Source organism: Streptomyces sp. NPDC096079, assembly GCF_040303145.1.
In the GTDB taxonomy this organism is placed as follows: domain Bacteria; phylum Actinomycetota; class Actinomycetes; order Streptomycetales; family Streptomycetaceae; genus Streptomyces.
Genome location: NZ_JBEOST010000016.1, coordinates 74,027 through 93,111, shown reverse-complemented (window position 1 = coordinate 93,111; position 19,085 = coordinate 74,027). Strand labels below are relative to the sequence as shown.

General features: G+C 72.6%; 17 protein-coding genes and 1 riboswitch. Of the genes, 6 read left to right on the top strand and 11 right to left on the bottom strand.

What is annotated here, in order from left to right; all coding sequences use genetic code 11:
• The first annotated feature begins 8 nt into the window (after nt 1-8).
• The gene (locus tag ABTY59_RS27605) at nt 9-1,928 is read left to right on the top strand and encodes an AAA family ATPase (RefSeq protein WP_352021796.1); all 1,920 of its coding nucleotides are present in this window, start codon (nt 9-11) and stop codon (nt 1,926-1,928) included.
• On the opposite strand, the gene ABTY59_RS27600 is transcribed toward ABTY59_RS27605, so the two are convergent.
• The 10 genes from ABTY59_RS27600 to ribD form a co-directional block, all read right to left on the bottom strand.
• Nucleotides 1,922-3,001 (bottom strand): hemolysin family protein, encoded by a 1,080-nt coding sequence (locus ABTY59_RS27600; RefSeq protein WP_352021741.1) that lies wholly within the window; start codon nt 2,999-3,001, stop codon nt 1,922-1,924. The two genes, ABTY59_RS27605 and ABTY59_RS27600, sit on opposite strands and share 7 nt — an antisense overlap.
• Nucleotides 2,998-4,380 carry a hemolysin family protein gene (locus ABTY59_RS27595; RefSeq protein WP_352021740.1) on the bottom strand — a complete coding sequence of 461 codons (1,383 nt, stop codon included), beginning with the start codon at nt 4,378-4,380 and terminating at the stop codon, nt 2,998-3,000. The genes ABTY59_RS27600 and ABTY59_RS27595 overlap by 4 nt, the downstream gene beginning before the upstream one ends.
• A gap of 307 nt (nt 4,381-4,687) precedes the next feature.
• The gene (locus ABTY59_RS27590; RefSeq protein ID WP_352021739.1) at nt 4,688-5,140 is read right to left on the bottom strand and encodes a PH domain-containing protein; all 453 of its coding nucleotides are present in this window, start codon (nt 5,138-5,140) and stop codon (nt 4,688-4,690) included.
• Between the two features lie 44 nt (nt 5,141-5,184).
• Nucleotides 5,185-6,033, bottom strand: a complete 849-nt coding sequence (gene hisG / locus ABTY59_RS27585; protein WP_352021738.1) for an ATP phosphoribosyltransferase — start codon at nt 6,031-6,033, stop codon at nt 5,185-5,187.
• A 60-nt stretch (nt 6,034-6,093) separates the two neighbouring features.
• A complete protein-coding gene (locus ABTY59_RS27580) occupies nt 6,094-6,375 on the bottom strand; it encodes a phosphoribosyl-ATP diphosphatase (RefSeq protein WP_352021737.1) in 282 nt (93 codons plus the stop codon).
• 35 nt (nt 6,376-6,410) lie between these two features.
• Nucleotides 6,411-6,896, bottom strand: coding sequence for a 6,7-dimethyl-8-ribityllumazine synthase (ribH, locus tag ABTY59_RS27575; RefSeq protein ID WP_053643767.1), 486 nt, complete (start codon nt 6,894-6,896; stop codon nt 6,411-6,413).
• A gap of 30 nt (nt 6,897-6,926) precedes the next feature.
• Entirely contained in the window at nt 6,927-8,207 is a 1,281-nt protein-coding gene (locus tag ABTY59_RS27570; protein WP_352021736.1) for a bifunctional 3,4-dihydroxy-2-butanone-4-phosphate synthase/GTP cyclohydrolase II, read from the bottom strand.
• The gene (locus tag ABTY59_RS27565; RefSeq protein WP_352021795.1) at nt 8,204-8,785 is read right to left on the bottom strand and encodes a nicotinamide mononucleotide transporter family protein; all 582 of its coding nucleotides are present in this window, start codon (nt 8,783-8,785) and stop codon (nt 8,204-8,206) included. Before ABTY59_RS27565 ends, ABTY59_RS27570 begins: the two co-directional genes overlap by 4 nt.
• A 56-nt stretch (nt 8,786-8,841) precedes the next feature.
• Nucleotides 8,842-9,450 carry a riboflavin synthase gene (locus ABTY59_RS27560; protein ID WP_352021735.1) on the bottom strand — a complete coding sequence of 203 codons (609 nt, stop codon included), beginning with the start codon at nt 9,448-9,450 and terminating at the stop codon, nt 8,842-8,844.
• Nucleotides 9,451-9,452: 2 nt separating this feature from the next.
• Nucleotides 9,453-10,538 (bottom strand): bifunctional diaminohydroxyphosphoribosylaminopyrimidine deaminase/5-amino-6-(5-phosphoribosylamino)uracil reductase RibD, encoded by a 1,086-nt coding sequence (gene ribD / locus ABTY59_RS27555; RefSeq protein WP_352021734.1) that lies wholly within the window; start codon nt 10,536-10,538, stop codon nt 9,453-9,455.
• Between the two features lie 170 nt (nt 10,539-10,708).
• Nucleotides 10,709-10,839, bottom strand: a riboswitch (FMN riboswitch).
• Between the two features lie 243 nt (nt 10,840-11,082).
• Here ribD and ABTY59_RS27550 point away from each other — a divergent pair.
• Nucleotides 11,083-13,449 (top strand): chitinase C-terminal domain-containing protein, encoded by a 2,367-nt coding sequence (locus ABTY59_RS27550; RefSeq protein ID WP_352021733.1) that lies wholly within the window; start codon nt 11,083-11,085, stop codon nt 13,447-13,449.
• 143 nt (nt 13,450-13,592) lie between these two features.
• Entirely contained in the window at nt 13,593-14,333 is a 741-nt protein-coding gene (locus tag ABTY59_RS27545) for an SDR family oxidoreductase (RefSeq protein ID WP_352021732.1), read from the top strand.
• A 14-nt stretch (nt 14,334-14,347) separates the two neighbouring features.
• On the opposite strand, the gene ABTY59_RS27540 is transcribed toward ABTY59_RS27545, so the two are convergent.
• A complete protein-coding gene (locus ABTY59_RS27540; RefSeq protein WP_352021731.1) occupies nt 14,348-15,472 on the bottom strand; it encodes an ROK family transcriptional regulator in 1,125 nt (374 codons plus the stop codon).
• A 99-nt stretch (nt 15,473-15,571) separates the two neighbouring features.
• Here ABTY59_RS27540 and ABTY59_RS27535 point away from each other — a divergent pair, with 99 nt between their 5' ends.
• From ABTY59_RS27535 to ABTY59_RS27525, 3 genes are all read left to right on the top strand, one after another.
• Nucleotides 15,572-16,786, top strand: a complete 1,215-nt coding sequence (locus ABTY59_RS27535; protein WP_352021730.1) for an MFS transporter — start codon at nt 15,572-15,574, stop codon at nt 16,784-16,786.
• Nucleotides 16,787-16,897: 111 nt separating this feature from the next.
• Complete coding sequence (locus ABTY59_RS27530) at nt 16,898-18,292, top strand: uracil-xanthine permease family protein (RefSeq protein WP_352021729.1); 1,395 nt, start codon at nt 16,898-16,900, stop codon at nt 18,290-18,292.
• Nucleotides 18,293-18,365: 73 nt separating this feature from the next.
• Nucleotides 18,366-19,085 (top strand): DUF5995 family protein, encoded by a 720-nt coding sequence (locus ABTY59_RS27525; RefSeq protein ID WP_352021728.1) that lies wholly within the window; start codon nt 18,366-18,368, stop codon nt 19,083-19,085.

Here is a 19,085-nt window from a genome sequence, read left to right as displayed (position 1 = left end):
GGGACTCGATGGACATCGGCACGCAGGGGTCTCAGACCCCCGCCGAACTCGCCTGGCTGCGCGGAGTCGACGCCTACACGATGGGCGCGTATCCGCAGGCGGAGGACGAGTTCCGGACGGCGGTACGGATCGATCCCGGGATGGCGGACGCCTGGCTCGGGCTGCACGCGCTCCGGGCCGACACCACCACCGCGCTGCTGCGCATGTACCGCAACCGCGAACGCTTCGGCGAGCAGCGGACCCGCTACCGGCGCACCCTGAACTCCTGGTACTGGCTCGGCTGGTGGGTGCAGCCGGTCCTGGAGAGCCCGCGCGACCTGCTCCTCGCGCACGCCTCCCACTGGCTCGACGGCCGCCACGTGCCGGAGCTCGACCGGGCCCTGGCCGGCCTCCCCCCGGTCGACACCGACCCGCAGGTGCGCTTCCTGCACGCCTGCCGCGCCTACCTCGTCAAGGACTGGGACCAGCTGGTCCGGCACACCGAGACCCTCGTCGACGACCCGCTGCTCGGCATCGAGGCGGGGCTCTTCGGCGGCATGGCCCGGGTGCGCCTGGAGATGTACGGCCAGGCCGAGCCGCTGCTCTCCGCCTCGCTGATGCGGTGCCGCAGCGAGCAGCCGCAGCGCAAGGAGCTGCGCTACTGGCTCGCCCGCGCCCACGAGGGCACCGGGCGCAGTGCCGCAGCCCTGCCCCTGTACCGGGCCGTGCACCGGATCGACCCGGCGTTCATGGACACGGCCGCACGGCTCGCGGCGATCGCCGAGTACGACGGCTTCGAGGGGTACGACGGCGTGGACGACCCGGCGGGCCTCGCGACGGTCGCGCTCGGCACCCTCGGCGGGGGCCTCGGCCAGGACGCCGCGGACACGGTGCCGGGCGCCGAGCCCGATCCCGGGGCGCTCGGCGACGGGCTGCGGCTCGCGCCCGAGCCGGTGCCGCCGGCCGCCCCCGCGACCCCGCCCGAGACCGTACGGCAGAAGGCGCCGCTGCCCGGCCAGCCGGTGCCGCCGCGCTTCCCGGCGGGCCCCACCGATCCGGTGCTCCTCGCGGAGGCCCTCGCCGAGCTGGAGGGCATGGTCGGGCTCGAACCGGTGAAGCGGCAGGTCAAGGCGCTCTCGGCGCAGCTGGAGATGGCCCGGCTCCGGGCCGGGCAGGGGCTCCCGGTCCAGCCGCCCAAGCGCCACTTCGTCTTCTCCGGTCCCTCGGGCACCGGGAAGACCACGGTCGCCCGGATCCTGGGGCGGGTCTTCTACGCGCTCGGGCTGCTCGGCGGCGACCATCTCGTGGAGGCGCAGCGGGCCGACCTCGTCGGCGAGTTCCTGGGCCAGACGGCGGTCAAGGCCAATGAGCTGATCGACTCGGCGGTCGGCGGCGTGCTGTTCGTGGACGAGGCGTACGCGCTCTCCAACACCGGCTACAGCAAGGGCGACGCGTACGGCGACGAGGCCCTCCAGGTGCTCCTGAAGCGGGCCGAGGACAACCGGGACCACCTCGTGGTCATCCTGGCCGGCTACCCCGAGGGCATGGACCGGCTGCTGAGCACCAACCCGGGCCTGTCCTCCCGGTTCACCACCCGGGTCGACTTCCCCTCCTACCGGCCGCTGGAGCTCACCGCCATCGGCGAGGTCCTCGCGGCGGCCGACGGGGACGGCTGGGACGAGGAGGCCCTCGACGAGCTCCGCTCGATCAGCGGGCACGTCGTCGAGCAGGGCTGGATCGACGAGCTCGGCAACGGCCGCTTCCTGCGCACCCTGTACGAGAAGTCCTGCGCCTACCGGGACCTGCGGCTCTCCGGATACCCGGGGACGCCGAGCCGCGAGGACCTCGCGACCCTCCGGCTCGGCGACCTCATGCAGGCGTACGGCGAGGTCCTGTCGGGCCGCGGTCCGGTCGACCGCGGCCCGCAGCAGGAGCCGCCTGGCTACTGAGCCGCCGGGACGGGCTGGACCCGGTGCGCCCGGCCCGCCGGGACGGGCTGGACGCGGTGCGCGGGGTCGCGGACCTCGCCCACCAGCATCTCCAGGACGTCCTCCAGGGCGACAAGCCCCAGGACCCGGCCCGAGCCGTCCGCGACCTGCGCCAGATGGGTGGCGGCGCGGCGCATCACGGTGAGGGCGTCGTCGAGCGGCAGTTCCGCGCGGAGCGTCGCCATGGGGCGCCACAGCCGCTGCGGCACGGCCCGCTCGCGCTCCTCCAGGTCCAGGACGTCCTTCACGTGCACGAAGCCCATGAAGGTCGCCCGGCCCTCGGCGCGGACCGGGAAGCGGGAGAACCCGGTCCGCACGGTCAGCTCCTCGATCTCGCGCGGGGTGACCGAGGGCGGGACCGTGACCAGGGAGGCCGAGGCGATGAGGACGTCCGTCACCGGGCGGCTGCCCAGTTCGAGGGCGTCCTCGAGGCGCTCCTGCTCCGCCGGGTCGAGCAGCCCCGCCTGGCCCGCGTCCTCCACGAGCCGGCCGAGCTGGGCGCTGGTGAAGACCGCCTCCACCTCGTCCTTGGGCTCGACCTTGAACGCCTTCAGGACCAGCCGGGCGCAGGCGCCGAGCGCGGCCGTGACGGGCCGGCAGATCCGGGCGAAGCCGACCAGGCCGGGGGCGAGCCAGAGGGCGGTGCGCTCGGGGTCGGCCATCGCCAGGTTCTTCGGGACCATCTCGCCGATGACGAGGTGGAGGAAGACGACCGCGGCGAGGGCGATGACGTAGCCGAGCGGGTGGATCAGCCCCTCCGGGACCCCGATCGCGTGGAAGACCGGTTCGAGGAGGTGGGCGACGGTCGGCTCGGCGACGGCGCCGAGCGTCAGGGAGCAGACGGTGATGCCGAACTGGGCCGCGGCCATCATCTGCGGCAGGTTCTCCAGGCCGTGCAGGACCTGCTTGGCCCTGGCTCCCCCGAGGGGCTCGATCTGGCTGCGGCGGACGGAGACGAGGGCGAACTCGGCGCCGACGAAGAAGCCGTTGGCGAGGACCAGGAGGACGGCGAAGAGGAGTTGCAGGGTGCTCATCGGGCCGCCTCCGCGGGGACGGACACGGGGGTGGGCACGGGCGCGGACACGGTGACCGGGTCCGGCTCGGGGGCCGTGCGGACGATCCGTACCCGCTCGGCGCGGTAGCGGTCGACCTGGCGCACCGAGAGCCGCCAGCCGGGGAGCTCGGCCCGGTCCCCGGGGGCCGGGATGCGGCCGAGGAGGTCGGCGACGAGCCCGGCGACGGTCTCGTACGGCCCGTCGGGCACGTCGAGGCCTATCCGGCGCAGGGTGTGGACGCGGCAGGAGCCGTCGGCCTCCCAGGCGGGGCGGCCGTCCTCGGCGGGCGCGGCGGCCAGCTCGGGCCGTCCGTCGGCCGCGGTGTCGTGCTCGTCGCGGACCTCGCCGACGAGCTCCTCGACGATGTCCTCCAGGGTGACGACCCCGGCCGTGCCGCCGTACTCGTCGACGACCACCGCGATGGGCTGCTCCCGGCGCAGCCGCTCCAGGAGCGTCTGGGCGGGCAGGGTCTCGGGGACGAGCAGCGGCGGGACCGCGATCCGTCCGACGGGGGTGCGCAGACGGGCGTGCGGGGCGACGGCGAGCGCGTCCTTGAGGTGGACCATGCCGACGATCTCGTCGATGCGGTCCCGGTAGACCGGGAAGCGCGAGAGGCCGGTGGCCCGGGTGAGGTTGAGGACGTCGGCCGCGGTGGCGTCCCACTGGAGGGCGCTCACCTTCACGCGCGGGGTCATGACCTGCTCGGCGGTGAGGCCGCCGAGGGACAGGGTCCGTACGAAGAGGTCGGCGGTGTCCTGTTCGAGCGCACCGGCCTGGGCCGAGTGCCGGGCCAGCGAGACGAGCTCGCCGGGGGTGCGGACCGAGTCCAGCTCCTCGGTGGGCTCCACGCCCAGGAGGCGGACGAGGCTGTTGGCGACCCGGTTGAGCAGGGAGATAACCGGTCGGAACAGGGCCGAGAAGCGGCGCTGCGGGGTGGCCACGAAGCGGGCGACCTGGAGCGGCCGGGAGACCGCCCAGTTCTTCGGCACCAGCTCGCCGACCACCATCTGGACGGCGGAGGCGAGCAGCATGCCGATCACCACGGACACCCCTGAGACGGCCCCTTCGGGCAGTCCGGTCGCGGTGAGCGGCCCGTGGAGGAGCCCGGCGAGCGCGGGCTCGGCGAGCATGCCGACGACCAGCGAGGTGATGGTGATGCCCAGCTGGGTGCCGGAGAGCTGGAAGGAGAGCTCGCGCAGCGCGGTGACGACGGTGCGGGCGCGCCGGTCGCCGGCGGCCGCGGCCCGCTCGGCCTCGGCGCGCTCGACGGTCACGAGACCGAACTCGGCGGCCACGAAGAAGCCGTTGGCGAGGATCAGGAGGAAGGCCGCGACGAGCAGCAGAAGGGAGACGATCATGCCGCCGCCTCCGGAGAGGGGGCGGCGCAGGTACTACCGGACGATCCGTCCATTGCTGGAGGGAGTCACTCCTCGGGTCGAAGGGTGGTCTCGCGGGCCGCGGTCGCGGCCCTGCACACGCGAGACGGTGGCGCCGCTCGGCACCACCGTCTCCAGAGTAGTCACGTGAACGCCCCGAGGGGCAGGGGGTCGGCCCCGGATGGGGGACGGATCGGGGTTTCCCCCAGGCCGGCCCGGTCTCTGATCGGGGGTTCACCCAAGCCGGATCGGGCCCTGACCGGGGGTTCCCCCGAACCGACCGGGGGCCTCAGCGCGCTTCCGCGCTCGTTCCCCGGCTGTCCGCGAGCGCTCGCAGGGCGCGGGCGTCGCGGATCGCCGCTTCCCTGGCGATGCCGGGCTGGATGCCCAGCGCGGGCAGGCTGGTGCCGTCGCTGAGGTCGAGGAAGACCCAGGGGTCGCCGGGGCGGAGGTTGACCTTGAGGATCTCCGCCCAGGCGAGCCGACGGCTCCGGGTGATGTTGACGACCGTGACGCCGTCCTCGTCGGCGACGACCTTCGGACGGCTCAGCAGGACCAGGACCCCGGAGAGCAGCGCGGCGGTGAGGACGAAGCTGGCGCGCTCCCCCGGTCCGAGGCGCTCCAGCATGAGCGCCACGGCCGTGACGACGACGAACATCGTGACGCCCAGGGTCAGCAGGATCGCCCGGGTACGGCCGGGGCGGAAGGTGACCGGGAGGGCGGGCGTCGTGGACTGCGACATCGGGGGTTCCTCAGTGCCTGGTGGGACGTGCGGGCCTGCGGCCGTCAGAGGCGGCAGGCGTGGATGGCGGTGGTGAGGATGGCGCGGGCGCCGATCTCGTACAGGTCGTCCATGATCCGCTGCGCCTCCTTGGCGGGGACCATCGCGCGGACGGCGACCCAGCCCTCGTTGTGCAGCGGGGAGACGGTCGGCGACTCCAGGCCCGGGGTGAGGGCGACGGCCTGCTCCAGGTGCTCGGCCCGGCAGTCGTAGTCCATCATCACGTAGCTGCGGGCGACGAGGACGCCCTGGAGGCGGCGCATGAACTGCTGCACCTGCGGGTGGTCGTCCGGGGCGCCGTGGCGGCGGACGACGACGGCCTCGGAGGTGAGGATCGGCTCGCCGATGACCTCCAGGCCCGCGTTGCGCAGGCTGGTGCCGGTCTCCACGACGTCCGCGATGACCTGGGCGACGCCCAGCTGGATCGCGGTCTCGACCGCGCCGTCCAGGTGGACGACGGAGGCGTCGATGCCCTGGTCGGCGAGGTGCTTGGCGACGATGCCCTCGTAGGAGGTGGCGATCGTCATGCCGCCGAAGTCCTCGGGGCCGTTCGCCGTGCCCGGGCGGGTGGCGTAGCGGAAGGTGGAGCGGCCGAAGTTCAGCGCGAGGATCTCCTCGGCACTGGCGCCGGAGTCCAGGAGCAGGTCACGGCCGGTGATGCCGATGTCCAGCTTCCCGGAGGCGACGTAGATCGCGATGTCCTTCGGCCGCAGGTAGAAGAACTCGACCTCGTTGTCGGGGTCGATGACCACGAGCTCCTTGGACTCCTTGCGCTGGCGGTAGCCGGCCTCATGGAGCATTGCCGACGCAGGTCCGGAGAGGGAACCCTTGTTGGGGACGGCGATGCGCAGCATGGGGTCAGCTTCCTTTGCCTGGGAGTTCTGGGGAGGGTGTGCGGCTTTTCTCGGTGGTGCTCAGAGGTGGGCGTAGACGTCGTCGAGCGAGATCCCGCGGGCGACCATCATCACCTGGACGTGGTACAGCAGCTGCGAGATCTCCTCGGCGGCCGCTTCCTTGCCCTCGTACTCGGCGGCCATCCAGACCTCGGCGGCCTCCTCGACGACCTTCTTGCCGATGGCATGGACGCCCTTGCCCACCAGCTCCGCGGTGCGGGAGGTGGCCGGGTCGCCGGTCTCTGCCTTGAGCTTGAGCTCGGAGAAGAGCTCTTCGAAACTTTTACTGGTTCCGTTCGCCATGATGGTCCTAAGAGTACGGGGTGAGGGGCACGCGCCTAGCGCCAGGGTTCGCTGACCGTGCGCAGCGTGGTGGCGGTGGCGACGGCGGCGGTGACCGCTTCGTGGCCCTTGTCCTCGGAGGATCCTTCGAGGCCGGCCCGGTCGAGGGCCTGCTCTTCGTTGTCGACGGTGAGGACGCCGAATCCGACGGGTACGCCGGTGTCGATCGAGACCTGGGTGAGGCCGTGGGTGACGCCCTGGCACACGTACTCGAAGTGCGGCGTTCCGCCGCGGATGACGACGCCGAGCGCCACGATGGCATCGTAGCCGCGTCCGGCGAGGACCTTCGCCACGACCGGGAGCTCGAAGCTGCCGGGGACGCGCAGCAGCGTCGGCTCGTCGATGCCGAGCTCGCCGAGGGCGCGCAGGGCGCCGTCGACGAGACCGTCCATGATCTTCTCGTGCCACTGCGCCGCGATGACCGCGACCCGGAGGTCGCCGCAGTTCTTCACGCTGAGGACGGGTGCGCCCTTGCCGCTCATGTCTCTCCTAGCCGATTCGTACGTACGTGATCACTGGTTGTTGCAGGTGGAGGCCGGGGAGCCGTCCAGCCAGGGCAGGTCGTGGCCCATCCGGTCCCGCTTGGTCCGCAGGTAGCGGAGATTGTGCTCGCCCGCCTGGACCGGCATGGGCTCGCGGCCCTCGACCCGGAGGCCGTGCCGGGCGAGGGCGTCGATCTTGTCGGGGTTGTTGGTCATGAGGCGCAGGCTGCGGACGCCGAGGTCGCCGAGGATCTGCGCGCCGGCGGCGTAGTCGCGGGCGTCGGCGGGCAGCCCGAGCTCCAGGTTGGCGTCGAGGGTGTCGCGGCCGCGCTCCTGGAGTTCGTACGCGCGGAGCTTGGACAGCAGGCCGATGCCGCGGCCCTCGTGGCCCCGCAGGTAGACGACGATGCCGCGCCCGGCCTCGGTGATCCGGTCCATGGAGGCCTGCAGCTGCGGACCGCAGTCGCAGCGCAGGGAGTGGAAGATGTCGCCGGTCAGGCACTCGGAGTGGACCCGGACGAGGACGTCCTCGCCGTCGCCGAGTTCGCCGTGGACGAGGGCGACGTGCTCGACGCCGTCGACGGTGGAGCGGTAGCCGTACGCGGTGAACTCGCCGTGCGCGGTGGGCAGGTGGACCTCGGCCTCGCGGCGGACGGTCGGCTCGGCGGAGCGCCGGTAGGCGATCAGGTCCTCGATGGAGATGATCGTCAGGCCGTGCTTGCGGGCGAAGGGCACCAGCTCGGGCAGGCGCAGCATCACGCCGTCCTCGCCGGCGATCTCGACGATGGCGCCGGCCGGACGGAGGCCGGCGAGGCGGGCGAGGTCGACGGCGGCCTCGGTGTGGCCGTTGCGGACGAGGACGCCGCCGGGCTTGGCGCGCAGCGGGAAGATGTGGCCGGGGCGGACGAAGTCGGTGGGCTCGTGGCGGCCGGAGGCGAGCATCCGCAGGGTGGTGGCGCGGTCGGCGGCGGAGATGCCGGTGGTGACGCCGTGGGCGGTGGACGCGTCGACGGAGACGGTGAACGCCGTGCGCATCGACTCGGTGTTGTGCTCGACCATCTGCGGGAGTTCGAGGCGCTGCAGCTCCTCGTCCTCCATGGGGGCGCAGATCAGGCCGCGGCACTCGCTCATCATGAAGGCGACGATCTCGGGGGTGGCCTTCTCGGCGGCGATGACGAGGTCGCCCTCGTTCTCGCGGTCCTCGTCGTCGACGACGACGACGGGCCGGCCGGCGGCGATGTCGCGGATGGCCTGCTCGACGGGGTCGAGGGCGAGGTCGGTGGCGTCCCAGAGGGGCACGGCGGCGTTCATGCGTGGGCTCCCTTCAGAGCGGCCGGGGCGGTGCGGGTCCGGAGCCACCAGTCGCGCATGCCCCAGATGACGAGGGCGAAGTAGATGACGTAGACGAGGCCGGAGAAGGCGAGGCCGCTGTTGAAGGCGAGCGGGACGCCGACGAGGTCGACGAGGAGCCAGGCGAACCAGAACTCGACGAGGCCACGGGCCTGGGCGACCATCGCGACGAGGGTGCCGACGAAGATGTACGCGTCGGCCCAGGGGCTCCAGGAGAGCGACGGGTAGAGGGTGAAGAGGCCGCCGACGGCGAGGGTGCCGAGCGCCGCGCCGCCGAGGAGCAGTCCGCGCTCCTTCCAGGTGGCGAAGCGGACGGCGATGGAGCCGTCCTGCGCCTGCTGCCTGCCGCGGTTCCACTGCCACCAGCCCCAGGCGGCGACGCCGATGACGAGGAGCTGCTTGCCGACGCCGCCGGAGAGGTGGGCGGAGGCGTAGGCGCCGACGAGGATGACGCCGGAGAGCAGCTGGGCGGGCCAGGTGAGGATGGAGCGGCGCCAGCCGAGCGCGAGGGCGACGAGTCCGATCGTGTTGCCGATCATGTCGGACCACAGGATGTGCTGGCCGAAGACGGTGAACGCCTCGGAGTTGAGCCAGTTCACTTCTCGTTCTCCTTGGCGTCGGTGCCGAGCAGCCGCTCGACGTACTTGGCGATGACGTCCACTTCGAGGTTGACCGGGGCGCCGGGCTGCTTGATGCCGAGCGTGGTCAGGTCGAGGGTGGTCGGGATGAGGCTGATGGTGAACCAGTCGTCGGCGACCTCGACGACGGTGAGGCTGACGCCGTCGACCGTGATCGAGCCCTTCTCGACGACGTAGCGGGAGAGGTGGGCGGGCAGGCCGACCTTGACGAGTTCCCAGTGCTCGGAGGGGGTGCGCTCCAGGATCGTGCCGGTGCCGTCGACGTGGCCCTGCACGATGTGGCCGCCGAGGCGTCCGCCGACGGCCATGGGCCGCTCCAGGTTGACCCGGGAGCCGGTCTCCAGGGCGCCGAGGCTGGACCGCTTGAGGGTCTCGGCCATGACGTCGGCGGTGAACTCGCCGTCGCCGAACTCGACGACCGTGAGACAGACACCGTTGACGGCGATGGAGTCGCCGTGCTGGGCGCCTTCCGTGACCAGGGGGCCGCGCAGCCGGAAGCGGGAGGCGTCCTCCAGCTGCTCGACGGCGACGACCTCGCCCAGTTCTTCGACGATTCCGGTGAACACGGTCAGGCTCCCTTGGGGGTCGGGACGGCGGTGATGCGAAGGTCTGGTCCGATGCGCGTGGTCTCGGTGACGTCGAGCCGCAACGCGCGCGTGAGGGTGGTGATTCCGGCGTCGGCGAGGGCCGCGGGGCCCGCGCCGAGGAGGACCGGGGCGAGGTAGCCGACGACCTGGTCGACGGCGCCGCCGGCGACGAAGGCGCCCGCGAGGGTGGGGCCGCCTTCGAGGAGGACGGAGCGGATGCCGCGCGCGTACAGCTGCGTGAGCAGCTCGTGCACGCCGACGCGGCCGTCGTGCAGGGGCAGCCGGAGCAGTTCGACGTCGGGCAGGTGCCGGGTGTCGGCGTCCTCGCCGACGACGAGCAGGGTGGGTGCGGCGTCGTCGAGCAGCCGGGCGGTGGGCAGGAGCTCGGCGCGGGTGTCGAGGGCGATCCGCAGGGGCTGGGTGGCGTTCTCGATGCCGCGGACGGCGAGGTGCGGGTCGTCCGTGCGCAGGGTGCCGCCGCCGACCAGGACGGCGTCGGCCTCGGCGCGCAGCCGGTGGACGTCGGCGCGGGACTCGGCGGAGCTGATCCAGCGGGAGGTGCCGTCGGCGGCGGCGATCCGGCCGTCGAGGGTGGCGGCGTACTTCCAGCGGACGAAGGGGCGGCCCTCGCGGACGGAGGTGAGCCAGGCGATGTTGCCGGTCTCGGCCTCGGCGGCCAGGACGCCCTGCTCGACCTCGATCCCGGCGGCGCGCAGGGTGTCGGCACCGCCCGTGGCCTGCGGGTTCGGGTCGGCGACGGCGTACACGACGCGGCTGATCCCGGCCTCGATCAGGGCCTGGGCGCAGGGGCCGGTGCGGCCGGTGTGATTGCAGGGTTCGAGGGTGACGTAGGCCGTGCCGCCGCGGGCCAGGACGCCGGCCGCGCGCAGGGCGTGGACCTCGGCGTGGGGGCCGCCGGCGCGCTGGTGGAAGCCCTCGCCGACCTGGTGGCCGGAGGCGTCGGTGATGACACAGCCGACGACGGGGTTGGGGCTGGTGGCGCCGAGTCCGCGTGCGGCGAGCTCGACGGCGCGTCGCATGGCGGTGATGTCGGCCTGCTGGGCCACCGGGTCCTCCTGCCTCTTCGGGCACGGACTCCGGGGCCTGTCGATGACGACAGAGAGCGGGTACGACGCTTCGCACGGGTATGCCGGTACGGCCGGAGGTCCACGGGTGCGCCGACGAAGAGCGGCCACCAGCGGACGTACGGCCGGCACACCCCTGGAGGGGTCGCCCGCCGCGCACTGCCTCCCATCCGGACTTTCACCGTCGGTCCAGGAATCTCACCTGGTCAACCGGCCGCTGGCTTGCGGACGGGTCGCGGACTATACCGCCGGTTCGGAATTACACCGACCCCGGAGTGCGCTGCTGCTGATACAGGGCCAGTGTGCCACGCCTCGCGTGAGGCGATAGTCCGGAACCCTGTGGGCTGGCTCACAGACTGCCACAGGCCCCTTCTTTGGTCCAGACCTATTGACGCACTGGTCTAGTCCTCTTAATCTCCGAGTCACCTCCGAGGTAACGGCCCGTCGGCGTGCGCACTCCACGGGCCCAACACGTACCACCCCCTTGTTCGTTGCGTGTTTTCCCCCGCCCCAGGAGGAACCGATCGTGCTGTCCCCCACGACCAAGAGAGCCTCGCTGCTCGCGTCCGGCGCGGCCGCCGCCGGGCTGCTGCTCAGCTCGCTCTCCGGCGGCGTCTCGTACGCGGCCGACAACGAGTCCTGTCGCCCCGACGGGCTCTACAAGACGCCCGGCGTCGACGTCCCGTACTGCTCGGTCTACGACACCGAGGGCCGCGAGAAGATGGGCGCGGACCACCAGCGCCGGGTCATCGGCTACTTCACCGGCTGGCGCACCGGCAAGAACGGCCAGCCCGCGTACCTGGCCAAGGACATCCCGTGGGACAAGATCACCCACATCAACTACGCCTTCGGCCACGTCGGCGGCGACAACAAGCTCTCCGTGGGCACGGACGGTCCGGACAACGCGGCCACCGGGATGACCTGGCCCGGCGTCGCCGGCGCCGAGATGGACCCCGCGTACGCGTACAAGGGCCACTTCAACCTGCTCAACAAGTTCAAGAAGCAGCACCCGAACGTCAAGACGCTGATCTCGGTCGGCGGCTGGGCGGAGACCGGCGGCTACTTCGCGGACAACGGCGACCGGGTCGGCTCCGGCGGCTTCTACTCGATGGCCACCAACGCCGACGGTTCGGTCAACCAGGCCGGGATCGACACCTTCGCGAACTCGTCCGTCGACTTCATCCGCAAGTACGGCTTCAACGGCGTCGACATCGACTACGAGTACCCGACGACCATGAAGGACGCGGGCAACCCGCTCGACTGGCAGCTCGCCAACGCGCGCCGCGCCGGACTCGTCCAGGGCTACGCGGCCCTCATGAAGTCCCTGCGCGAGAAGCTGGACGTGGCGGGCGCCGCCGACGGCAAGCACTACCTGCTGACCGTCGCCGCCCCCTCCTCCGGCTACCTGCTGCGCGGCATGGAGACCTTCCAGATGCAGAAGTATCTGGACTACGTCAACATCATGTCCTACGACCTGCACGGCGCCTGGAACGAGTACGTCGGCCCCAACGCCTCGCTCTTCGACGACGGCAAGGACGGCGAGCTCGCCGCCGCCAACGTCTACGGCTCCTCGCAGTACGGCTCCATCGGCTACCTCAACACCGACTGGGCGTACCACTACTTCCGCGGCTCCATGCCGGCCGGCCGGATCAACATCGGCCTCCCGTACTACACCCGCGGCCACAAGAACGTGCAGGGCGGCACCGACGGCCTGTGGGGCAAGGCCTCCGCGACCACCTGCCCGGCCGGGGCCGGGCTGACGAAGTGCGGCGACGGCGCCACCGGCATCGACAACCTCTGGCACGACAAGGACACCAACGGCGTCGAGTCGCCCGCGGGCTCCAACCCGATGTGGCACGCCAAGAACCTGGAGAAGGGGATCGTCGGCGACTACGTCACCCAGTACGGCTTCCCGGCGAACACCACGCTGACCGGCACCTACGCCCGCAAGTACGACGCGACCCTGGTCGCGCCGTGGCTGTGGAACGCGCAGAAGAAGGTCTTCCTCTCCACCGAGGACGAGCAGTCCGTGGCCGCGAAGGCCGACTACGTGGTCGACCGCGGCATCGGCGGCACCATGGTCTGGGAGATGGCCGGCGACTACGCCTGGAACGCCACGAAGAACCAGTACGAGATGGGCTCGACGCTCACCTCGCTGATGTACGACAAGTTCAAGGCGGCCACCCCGTACGGCGCGAAGAAGTCCAACAAGGCGCTGCCGACCCAGGCCGTGAAGATCGACACCCAGTTCACCGAGTTCAAGCTGGGCGACTCGAACTACCCGATCACGCCGAAGATCAAGATCACCAACAACACGGCGACGACGCTGCCCGGCGGCACGGAGTTCCAGTTCGACTACGGCACCTCCGCCCCGGCCAACGCCTCCGACCAGTCCGGCTTCGGCACGAAGGTCATCAGCAGCGACCACACGGGCTCCAACGTGGGCGGCCTGAAGGGCGACTTCCACCGCGTCTCCCTGAAGCTCCCCGCCTGGCAGTCGCTGGCCCCCGGCGCGACGATCGACCTGGCCTTCAACTACTACCTGCCGGTGTCCACCCCCTCCAACTGGACGGTGAACATCAACGGCACGACGTACGCCCTCGCCGGTGACCTGGCGCGCGGCACGACGGTCGTGGAGCCGGGCACCACCACCCCGCCCACCACGCCCCCGACCACGCCGCCCACCACCCCGCCGACGACTCCCCCGACCACGCCTCCGACGACGCCGCCCACGGGCTGCACCGCCCCGGCGTACGTGGCCGGCACCGTCTACAACGCGGGCAACGAGGTCTCCCACAAGGGCCACAAGTGGAAGGCCCAGTGGTGGACGCAGAACGAGGAGCCGGGCACGACCGGCGACTGGGGCGTCTGGAAGGACCTCGGCGCCTGCTGACGCGCTCCCTCCGATGACGCCCGGCTGACCCCCGGCGGCGGACACTCACGGCCCTTGCCGCCGCCGGGCCCCACCGCGCCGCGCCCCCCTGTCCGGGGCGCGGCGCGGTCGCGTGCGCGCCCGCGCACGGTCAGGCTGGGAACATGGGCACGATCCTGGTGACCGGCGGCACGGGCACCCTCGGCCGGCCCGTCTGCGAGCGGCTGCGCGCGGACGGCCACGAGGTGCGGGTGCTCAGCCGGCACTCACCGCAGTACGCCGTCGACCTGCGCCGGGGCGGACCGGTGCTCGACCGGGCGGTCGACGGGGTGGACGCGGTCGTCCACTGCAGCAACATCCTGCGCGGCGACAGGGACGCCGCCCGCGTCCTGATCCACGCCGCACGCCGGGCCCGGGTGCCGCACCTGCTGTACATCTCGATCGTCGGCGTCGACCGCGTGCCGCTCGGCTACTACCGGACCAAGTACGCCGTGGAGCGCATGATCGGCGCGTCCGGCGTCCCGTGGACCCTGCTGCGCGCCACCCAGTTCCACGACCTGGTCCTGCAGCTGCTCCAAGGCCTCGCGAAGCCGCCCGTGATGCTGCTGCCCAAGGAGGTCCGGGACCAGCCGCTGGAGGTCACCGAGGCGGCGGCGCGCCTCGCCGAGCTGGCCGTACGGCCTCCGGCGGGCCGGGTGGACGACATGGGCGGCCCGGAGATCCTCACCTTCGAGGAGCTGGCCCGCACGTATCTGCGGGCGACCGGACGGCGGCGCCGCCTCGTGGAGGTGCCGCTGCCGGGCCGCGTCTACCAGGGGCTGCGGCACGGCCGTCATCTGGCGCCGGAGCAGGCGGTGGGCCGGGTGACCTTCGAGGAGTTCCTCCGGCGGCGCCTCGCGCCTTGATCCGCCGGTCCGGTCTACGGGAACAGCTCCTCCTGTGCCGCGTCCCGTGCCCTGAGCAGGGCTCCGCGGAGGACCGCCGTGTCCCCGAGGGCCGTGGCGCGGACCTCCGTGCGGAGCGGGGAGAGCGCCGCGAGTTCGGTCTCCACGCGCGCGGCGAGGCCGGGGCCGCCCTGATGGCCGGTCTCCCCCGCCAGGACCACGCAGCCCGGGTCGAGGACGGAGACGACGGCGGCCGCGCCGACGGCGAGGCGGCGGGCCAGGGCGTCGAGGAAGGGCCCGTGGCCGGAGGCGAGCGCGCCGGCCGGGTCGAGGCCGTGGGCGCGGGCAAGGGCGTCCACGGCCGCCGCGCAGGCCAGCTCGTGGAAGCCGCCGTCGCAGCCGGTGGCCGAGGGGAGGCCCGAGGTGCCCGGCACCGGCAGGAAGCCGATCTCTCCCGCGCCGCCGGAGGCTCCCCGGCGGAGGCGGCCGTCGAGGACGACGGCGGCGCCGACGCCCTGCCCGAGCCAGAGCAGGACGAAGTCCTCGCGGTCGCGGGCCGCGCCCTCGCGCAGTTCGGCGACGGCGGCGAGGTTGGTCTCGTTCTCGACGAGGACGTGGGCGGGCAGCCGTTCCTGGAGGACGCCGACGAGCCGGCGGTGCCAGGCGGGCAGCCCGGAGGAGTCGCGCAGTTCGCCGGTGGCGGGGTCGATGAGTCCGGGGGCGCCGACGGCGACGCTGTGCAGCCGGTCGGCGCCCGCCTCCCGCACGGTCCGTTCCAGGAGCGCGACCGCCTTCTCGACGGCGGACCCCGTGCCGTTGTCCTCGCCGACGGGGGCGCTGGCCTCGGCGAGCCGGGTGCCGAGGAGGTCGGCGACGGTGACCGAGACCGAGCGGGTCCGTACGTCGAGGGCGGCGAGGTGGGCGCGGTCGGCGACGATCCCGTACAGCTTGGCGTTGGGGCCGCGGCGCTCGGCCCCGGCCTCGCCGACGACGTGGACGAGCCCGGAGCCCTGGAGCCGCTCGACGAGGTCGGCGACGGTCGGGCGGGAGAGCCCGGTGAGCGTCTTGAGCTGAGTGGCCGTCAACGGGCCTTCGTCCTGGAGCAGGCGCAGGGCGAACCGGTCGTTGATGGCTCGTGCGGTGCTCGGGGATGCGGCCATGCGGCGATCCTCTCAGACTCGGCGGCGCCCCCTGCGGTCTATTTATCAGGCAGGGTTCCTGATAGTTTACGCGGCACACCACGACCCCAGGGAGGGCCCATGGCGGCGGAGACCGTCACCAGCACCGATCGCCTCCGGCGGGCGCGCTTCGCCGTCGCCGCCGTCTTCTGCGTCCACGGCTCGGTCACCGGCAGCTTCGCCACCCGGATCCCCTGGATCCAGGAGCACGCGGGCGTCAGCGCCGGACAGCTCGGGCTCGCCCTCGCCTTCCCCGCGCTCGGCGCCTCGCTCGCGATGCCGCTCGCCGGGGCCGTCTCGCACCGCTTCGGCGCCCGCACGGCGCTGCGCGGCCTGCTCGCCCTGTGGACGCTCGCGCTCACCCTTCCCTCGCTCGCCCCGAACGTCTGGGCGCTGTGCGGCGCGCTCTTCGTCTACGGGGCGACCGCGGGCATGTCCGACGTGGCCATGAACGCGCTCGGCGTGGAGACCGAGAACCGGCTCGGCAGGTCGATCATGTCGAGCCTGCACGGCATGTGGAGCGTGGGCGCGCTGCTCGGCTCCGCCGCCGGCACGGTCGCCGCCCACCTCGGCGGCGACGCCCGGCTGCACCACCTGGTCGCGGCGCTCGTGCTCACCGCGCTCGGCCTGGTCTTCTGCCAGGGCGTGCTCGACGTCCGCAGCACCCCGGAGGAGGAGCCGCCGCCGCGCTTCTCGCTGCCGCCGAGGTCCGCGCTGATCATCGGCGCCATCGGCTTCTGCGGGGTCTTCGCCGAGGGGGCCAGCCTCGACTGGTCGGCCGTCTACCTCCGGGACGAGCTGGGCAGCTCGGCGGGGCTCGCGGCCGCCTCCACGACCGCCTTCGCGCTGACCATGGCGGTGGCGAGGCTGGTCGGCGACCGGGTGGTGGACCGCTTCGGGGCGGTCCGTACGGTACGGGTCGGGGGCGCCGTCGCCACCTTCGGCGGGGTCCTGGTGGTCCTCGCCCCGCACGCCGCCGTCGCGATGGCCGGATTCGGTCTGATCGGGCTCGGGATCGCGGTCGTCGTCCCGCTGGCGTTCGCCGCGGCCGGGCACAGCGGCCCGAACCCGAGCCAGGCCATCGCGGGCGTCGCCACGATCACGTACACCTCGGGGCTCATCGCCCCCTCGGCGATCGGCGGGATCGCCGACGCGACCTCCCTGGTCTTCTCCTTCGGCCTGGTCACCCTGCTGGCCCTGGGCCTGGTGCTTGGCGCCGGCGTGCTGCGGACCGGCGGGCGGGAGGCGGCGGCGAGGACGCCCGAGGCCGCGAAGAGCGCCGGGACGGCGGTGTAGGACCGTCCGACGTCTCCGGTCCCGCGGTGGTGCAGACCAGGCGCATACCATGTGGCTGATCTTTTGCGGTCACGACGCGGCCGCCGAACACCTCAGAACGGGAGCGACCTCATGAACCTCGGCGTGCGCTGGACCCTGCACGGCGACGGGAGAACACCCGCTCCGGGAGCCGTCGTGCGCCCGGACGAGCGGCTGTCCTGGCCCCGTACGGTCGGCCTCGGCGCCCAGCACGTCGTCGCGATGTTCGGCGCGTCCTTCGTCGCCCCGGTCCTCATGGGCCTCGACCCGAACCTCGCGATCATGATGTCGGGTGTCGCGACCGCGATCTTCCTCCTCGCGACCCGCGGCACCGTCCCGTCCTACCTGGGCTGCTCGCTCTCCTTCGTCGGCGTCGCCGCCGCGATCCGGGCCTCCGGCGGCACCAGCGCCACGGTGACCGGCGCGGTCCTCGTCGTCGGCGCGGTGCTCTTCCTCGCCGGCCTCGCCGTCCGGAAGTTCGGCGCGCGGATCATCCACGCGGCGATGCCGCCGATCGTGACCGGCGCGGTCGTCATGCTGATCGGCTTCAACCTGGCCCCGGTCACCGCGGCGACGTACTGGCCGCAGGACCAGTGGACGGCCCTGCTGGTGATGCTCTTCACCGGGCTGGCCGTGGTCTGTCTGCGCGGCTTCTGGTCCCGGATCGCGATCTTCCTCGGCCTGATCTTCGGCTACGTCGTCTCGTGGGTCTTCGACCTGGTCTTCGGCAAGATCCACTCGATGTCCCCGTCCGGCCAGGTCACCGACCACTGGCGGCTCGACCTCTCCGGCGTCTCCCAGGCCGACTGGATCGGTCTGCCGTCCTTCCACGGCCCGAGCTTCGAGTGGTCCGCGATCCTGGTCGCGCTGCCCGTGGTCATCGCGCTGATCGCGGAGAACGCGGGACACGTCAAGGCCGTCGGCGAGATGACCGGCGCGAACCTGGACGACAAGCTCGGCACCGCGATCGCCGCCGACGGCGCCGCCTCGATGCTGTCGACGGCCGTCGGAGGCCCACCGAACACCACGTACTCCGAGAACATCGGCGTCATGGCCGCCACCCGCGTCTACTCGACCGCCGCGTACTGGGCCGCCGCCGGCTTCGCGCTGCTCTTCGGCCTCTGCCCCAAGTTCGGCGCGGTCGTCGCCGCGATCCCGGGCGGTGTCCTCGGCGGCATCACCGTGATCCTGTACGGCATGATCGGCCTGCTCGGCGCCCAGATCTGGATCAACGCCAAGGTCGACCTGCGCAACCCGCTCAACCTGGTCCCGGCCGCCGCCGGCATCATCATCGGCGTCGGCGGGGTGAAGCTGACCTTCACGGACACCTTCGAGCTGGGCGGCATCGCCCTCGGCACGATCGTCGTCATCACCGGCTACCACGTGCTGCGGGCCTTCGCCCCGGCGCATCTGAAGACCCAGGAGCCGCTCCTGGACTCCGGCACCAGCTCGTACGAGACGAACGCGGACGGCGCGTCGAAGAGCTGAGTGATTCGCCCGTTCCGGTTAAGCCGGGCCCGATGAGTTCCCTCCCGGGCCCGGCGGCTGGGAGCCTGCCCCCATGGCGCAGACCCAGCAGCTCGGGCAGCAGACCGGACCGCGCATCGGCCCGTTCGTCGCGGTCGACCCCGTGGTGGACCGGATGCGGGCGCTCCGCTCGGCCTGGCATCCGGCCGACGGGGTCGCCGTCTTCAACCGGGTCTACCTCACGGTCACCGAGGAGATCGGCCACGCCATCGACGCGGGCGGCTTCGCCGACCGGCGGGCCGCCGCCACCCTCGACGTGCGGTTCGCCGAGCGGTACCTCGCGGCCGTCGACGCCGTCGCCACGGGCGCGCCCGTCCCCGCCTGCTGGCGGCCCCTCTTCCACTACCGGCGCCACCCCGGCGTACGACCGCTGCAGTTCGCGCTCGCCGGGATCAACGCGCACATCGGCCACGACCTGGCGCTCGCGGTGGTGGACGCCTGCCGGATCCTGGAGTGCGCGCCGGCCGACCTGGAGGACGAGTTCGACCGGGTCGGCGACATCCTCGTCCTCCTGGAGGAGCGCATCCGGGAGGAACTGATGCCGGGCCCGGACCTCCTGGAGGTCGCGGACCCGCTGACGCATCTGCTCGGCTGCTGGAGCCTCGACCGGGCCCGTGACGGGGCCTGGCTCGCCGCCCGCTCGCTGTGGCAGCTGCGGCGGCTGCCCGACCTGGCCGAGGAGTTCACCGAACGCCTCGACCGGTCGGTGGGCCTGGTGGGACGGATGCTGCTCACACCCCTGACCAGGCCCTGA

What these genes read in the sequence shown, in the direction of transcription:
- ribH (WP_053643767.1), bottom strand. Translation starts at nt 6,896, where the DNA reads ATGAGCGGCAAGGGCGCACCCGTCCTCAGCGTGAAGAACTGCGGCGAC.
- ABTY59_RS27530 (WP_352021729.1), top strand. Translation starts at nt 16,898, where the DNA reads ATGAACCTCGGCGTGCGCTGGACCCTGCACGGCGACGGGAGAACACCC.
- ABTY59_RS27545 (WP_352021732.1), top strand. Translation starts at nt 13,593, where the DNA reads ATGGGCACGATCCTGGTGACCGGCGGCACGGGCACCCTCGGCCGGCCC.
- ABTY59_RS27525 (WP_352021728.1), top strand. Translation starts at nt 18,366, where the DNA reads ATGGCGCAGACCCAGCAGCTCGGGCAGCAGACCGGACCGCGCATCGGC.
- ABTY59_RS27590 (WP_352021739.1), bottom strand. Translation starts at nt 5,140, where the DNA reads ATGTCGCAGTCCACGACGCCCGCCCTCCCGGTCACCTTCCGCCCCGGC.
- ABTY59_RS27600 (WP_352021741.1), bottom strand. Translation starts at nt 3,001, where the DNA reads ATGAGCACCCTGCAACTCCTCTTCGCCGTCCTCCTGGTCCTCGCCAAC.
- hisG (WP_352021738.1), bottom strand. Translation starts at nt 6,033, where the DNA reads ATGCTGCGCATCGCCGTCCCCAACAAGGGTTCCCTCTCCGGACCTGCG.
- ABTY59_RS27540 (WP_352021731.1), bottom strand. Translation starts at nt 15,472, where the DNA reads ATGGCCGCATCCCCGAGCACCGCACGAGCCATCAACGACCGGTTCGCC.
- ABTY59_RS27580 (WP_352021737.1), bottom strand. Translation starts at nt 6,375, where the DNA reads ATGGCGAACGGAACCAGTAAAAGTTTCGAAGAGCTCTTCTCCGAGCTC.
- ABTY59_RS27595 (WP_352021740.1), bottom strand. Translation starts at nt 4,380, where the DNA reads ATGATCGTCTCCCTTCTGCTGCTCGTCGCGGCCTTCCTCCTGATCCTC.
- ABTY59_RS27605 (WP_352021796.1), top strand. Translation starts at nt 9, where the DNA reads ATGGACATCGGCACGCAGGGGTCTCAGACCCCCGCCGAACTCGCCTGG.
- ABTY59_RS27565 (WP_352021795.1), bottom strand. Translation starts at nt 8,785, where the DNA reads ATGATCGGCAACACGATCGGACTCGTCGCCCTCGCGCTCGGCTGGCGC.
- ABTY59_RS27535 (WP_352021730.1), top strand. Translation starts at nt 15,572, where the DNA reads ATGGCGGCGGAGACCGTCACCAGCACCGATCGCCTCCGGCGGGCGCGC.
- ABTY59_RS27570 (WP_352021736.1), bottom strand. Translation starts at nt 8,207, where the DNA reads ATGAACGCCGCCGTGCCCCTCTGGGACGCCACCGACCTCGCCCTCGAC.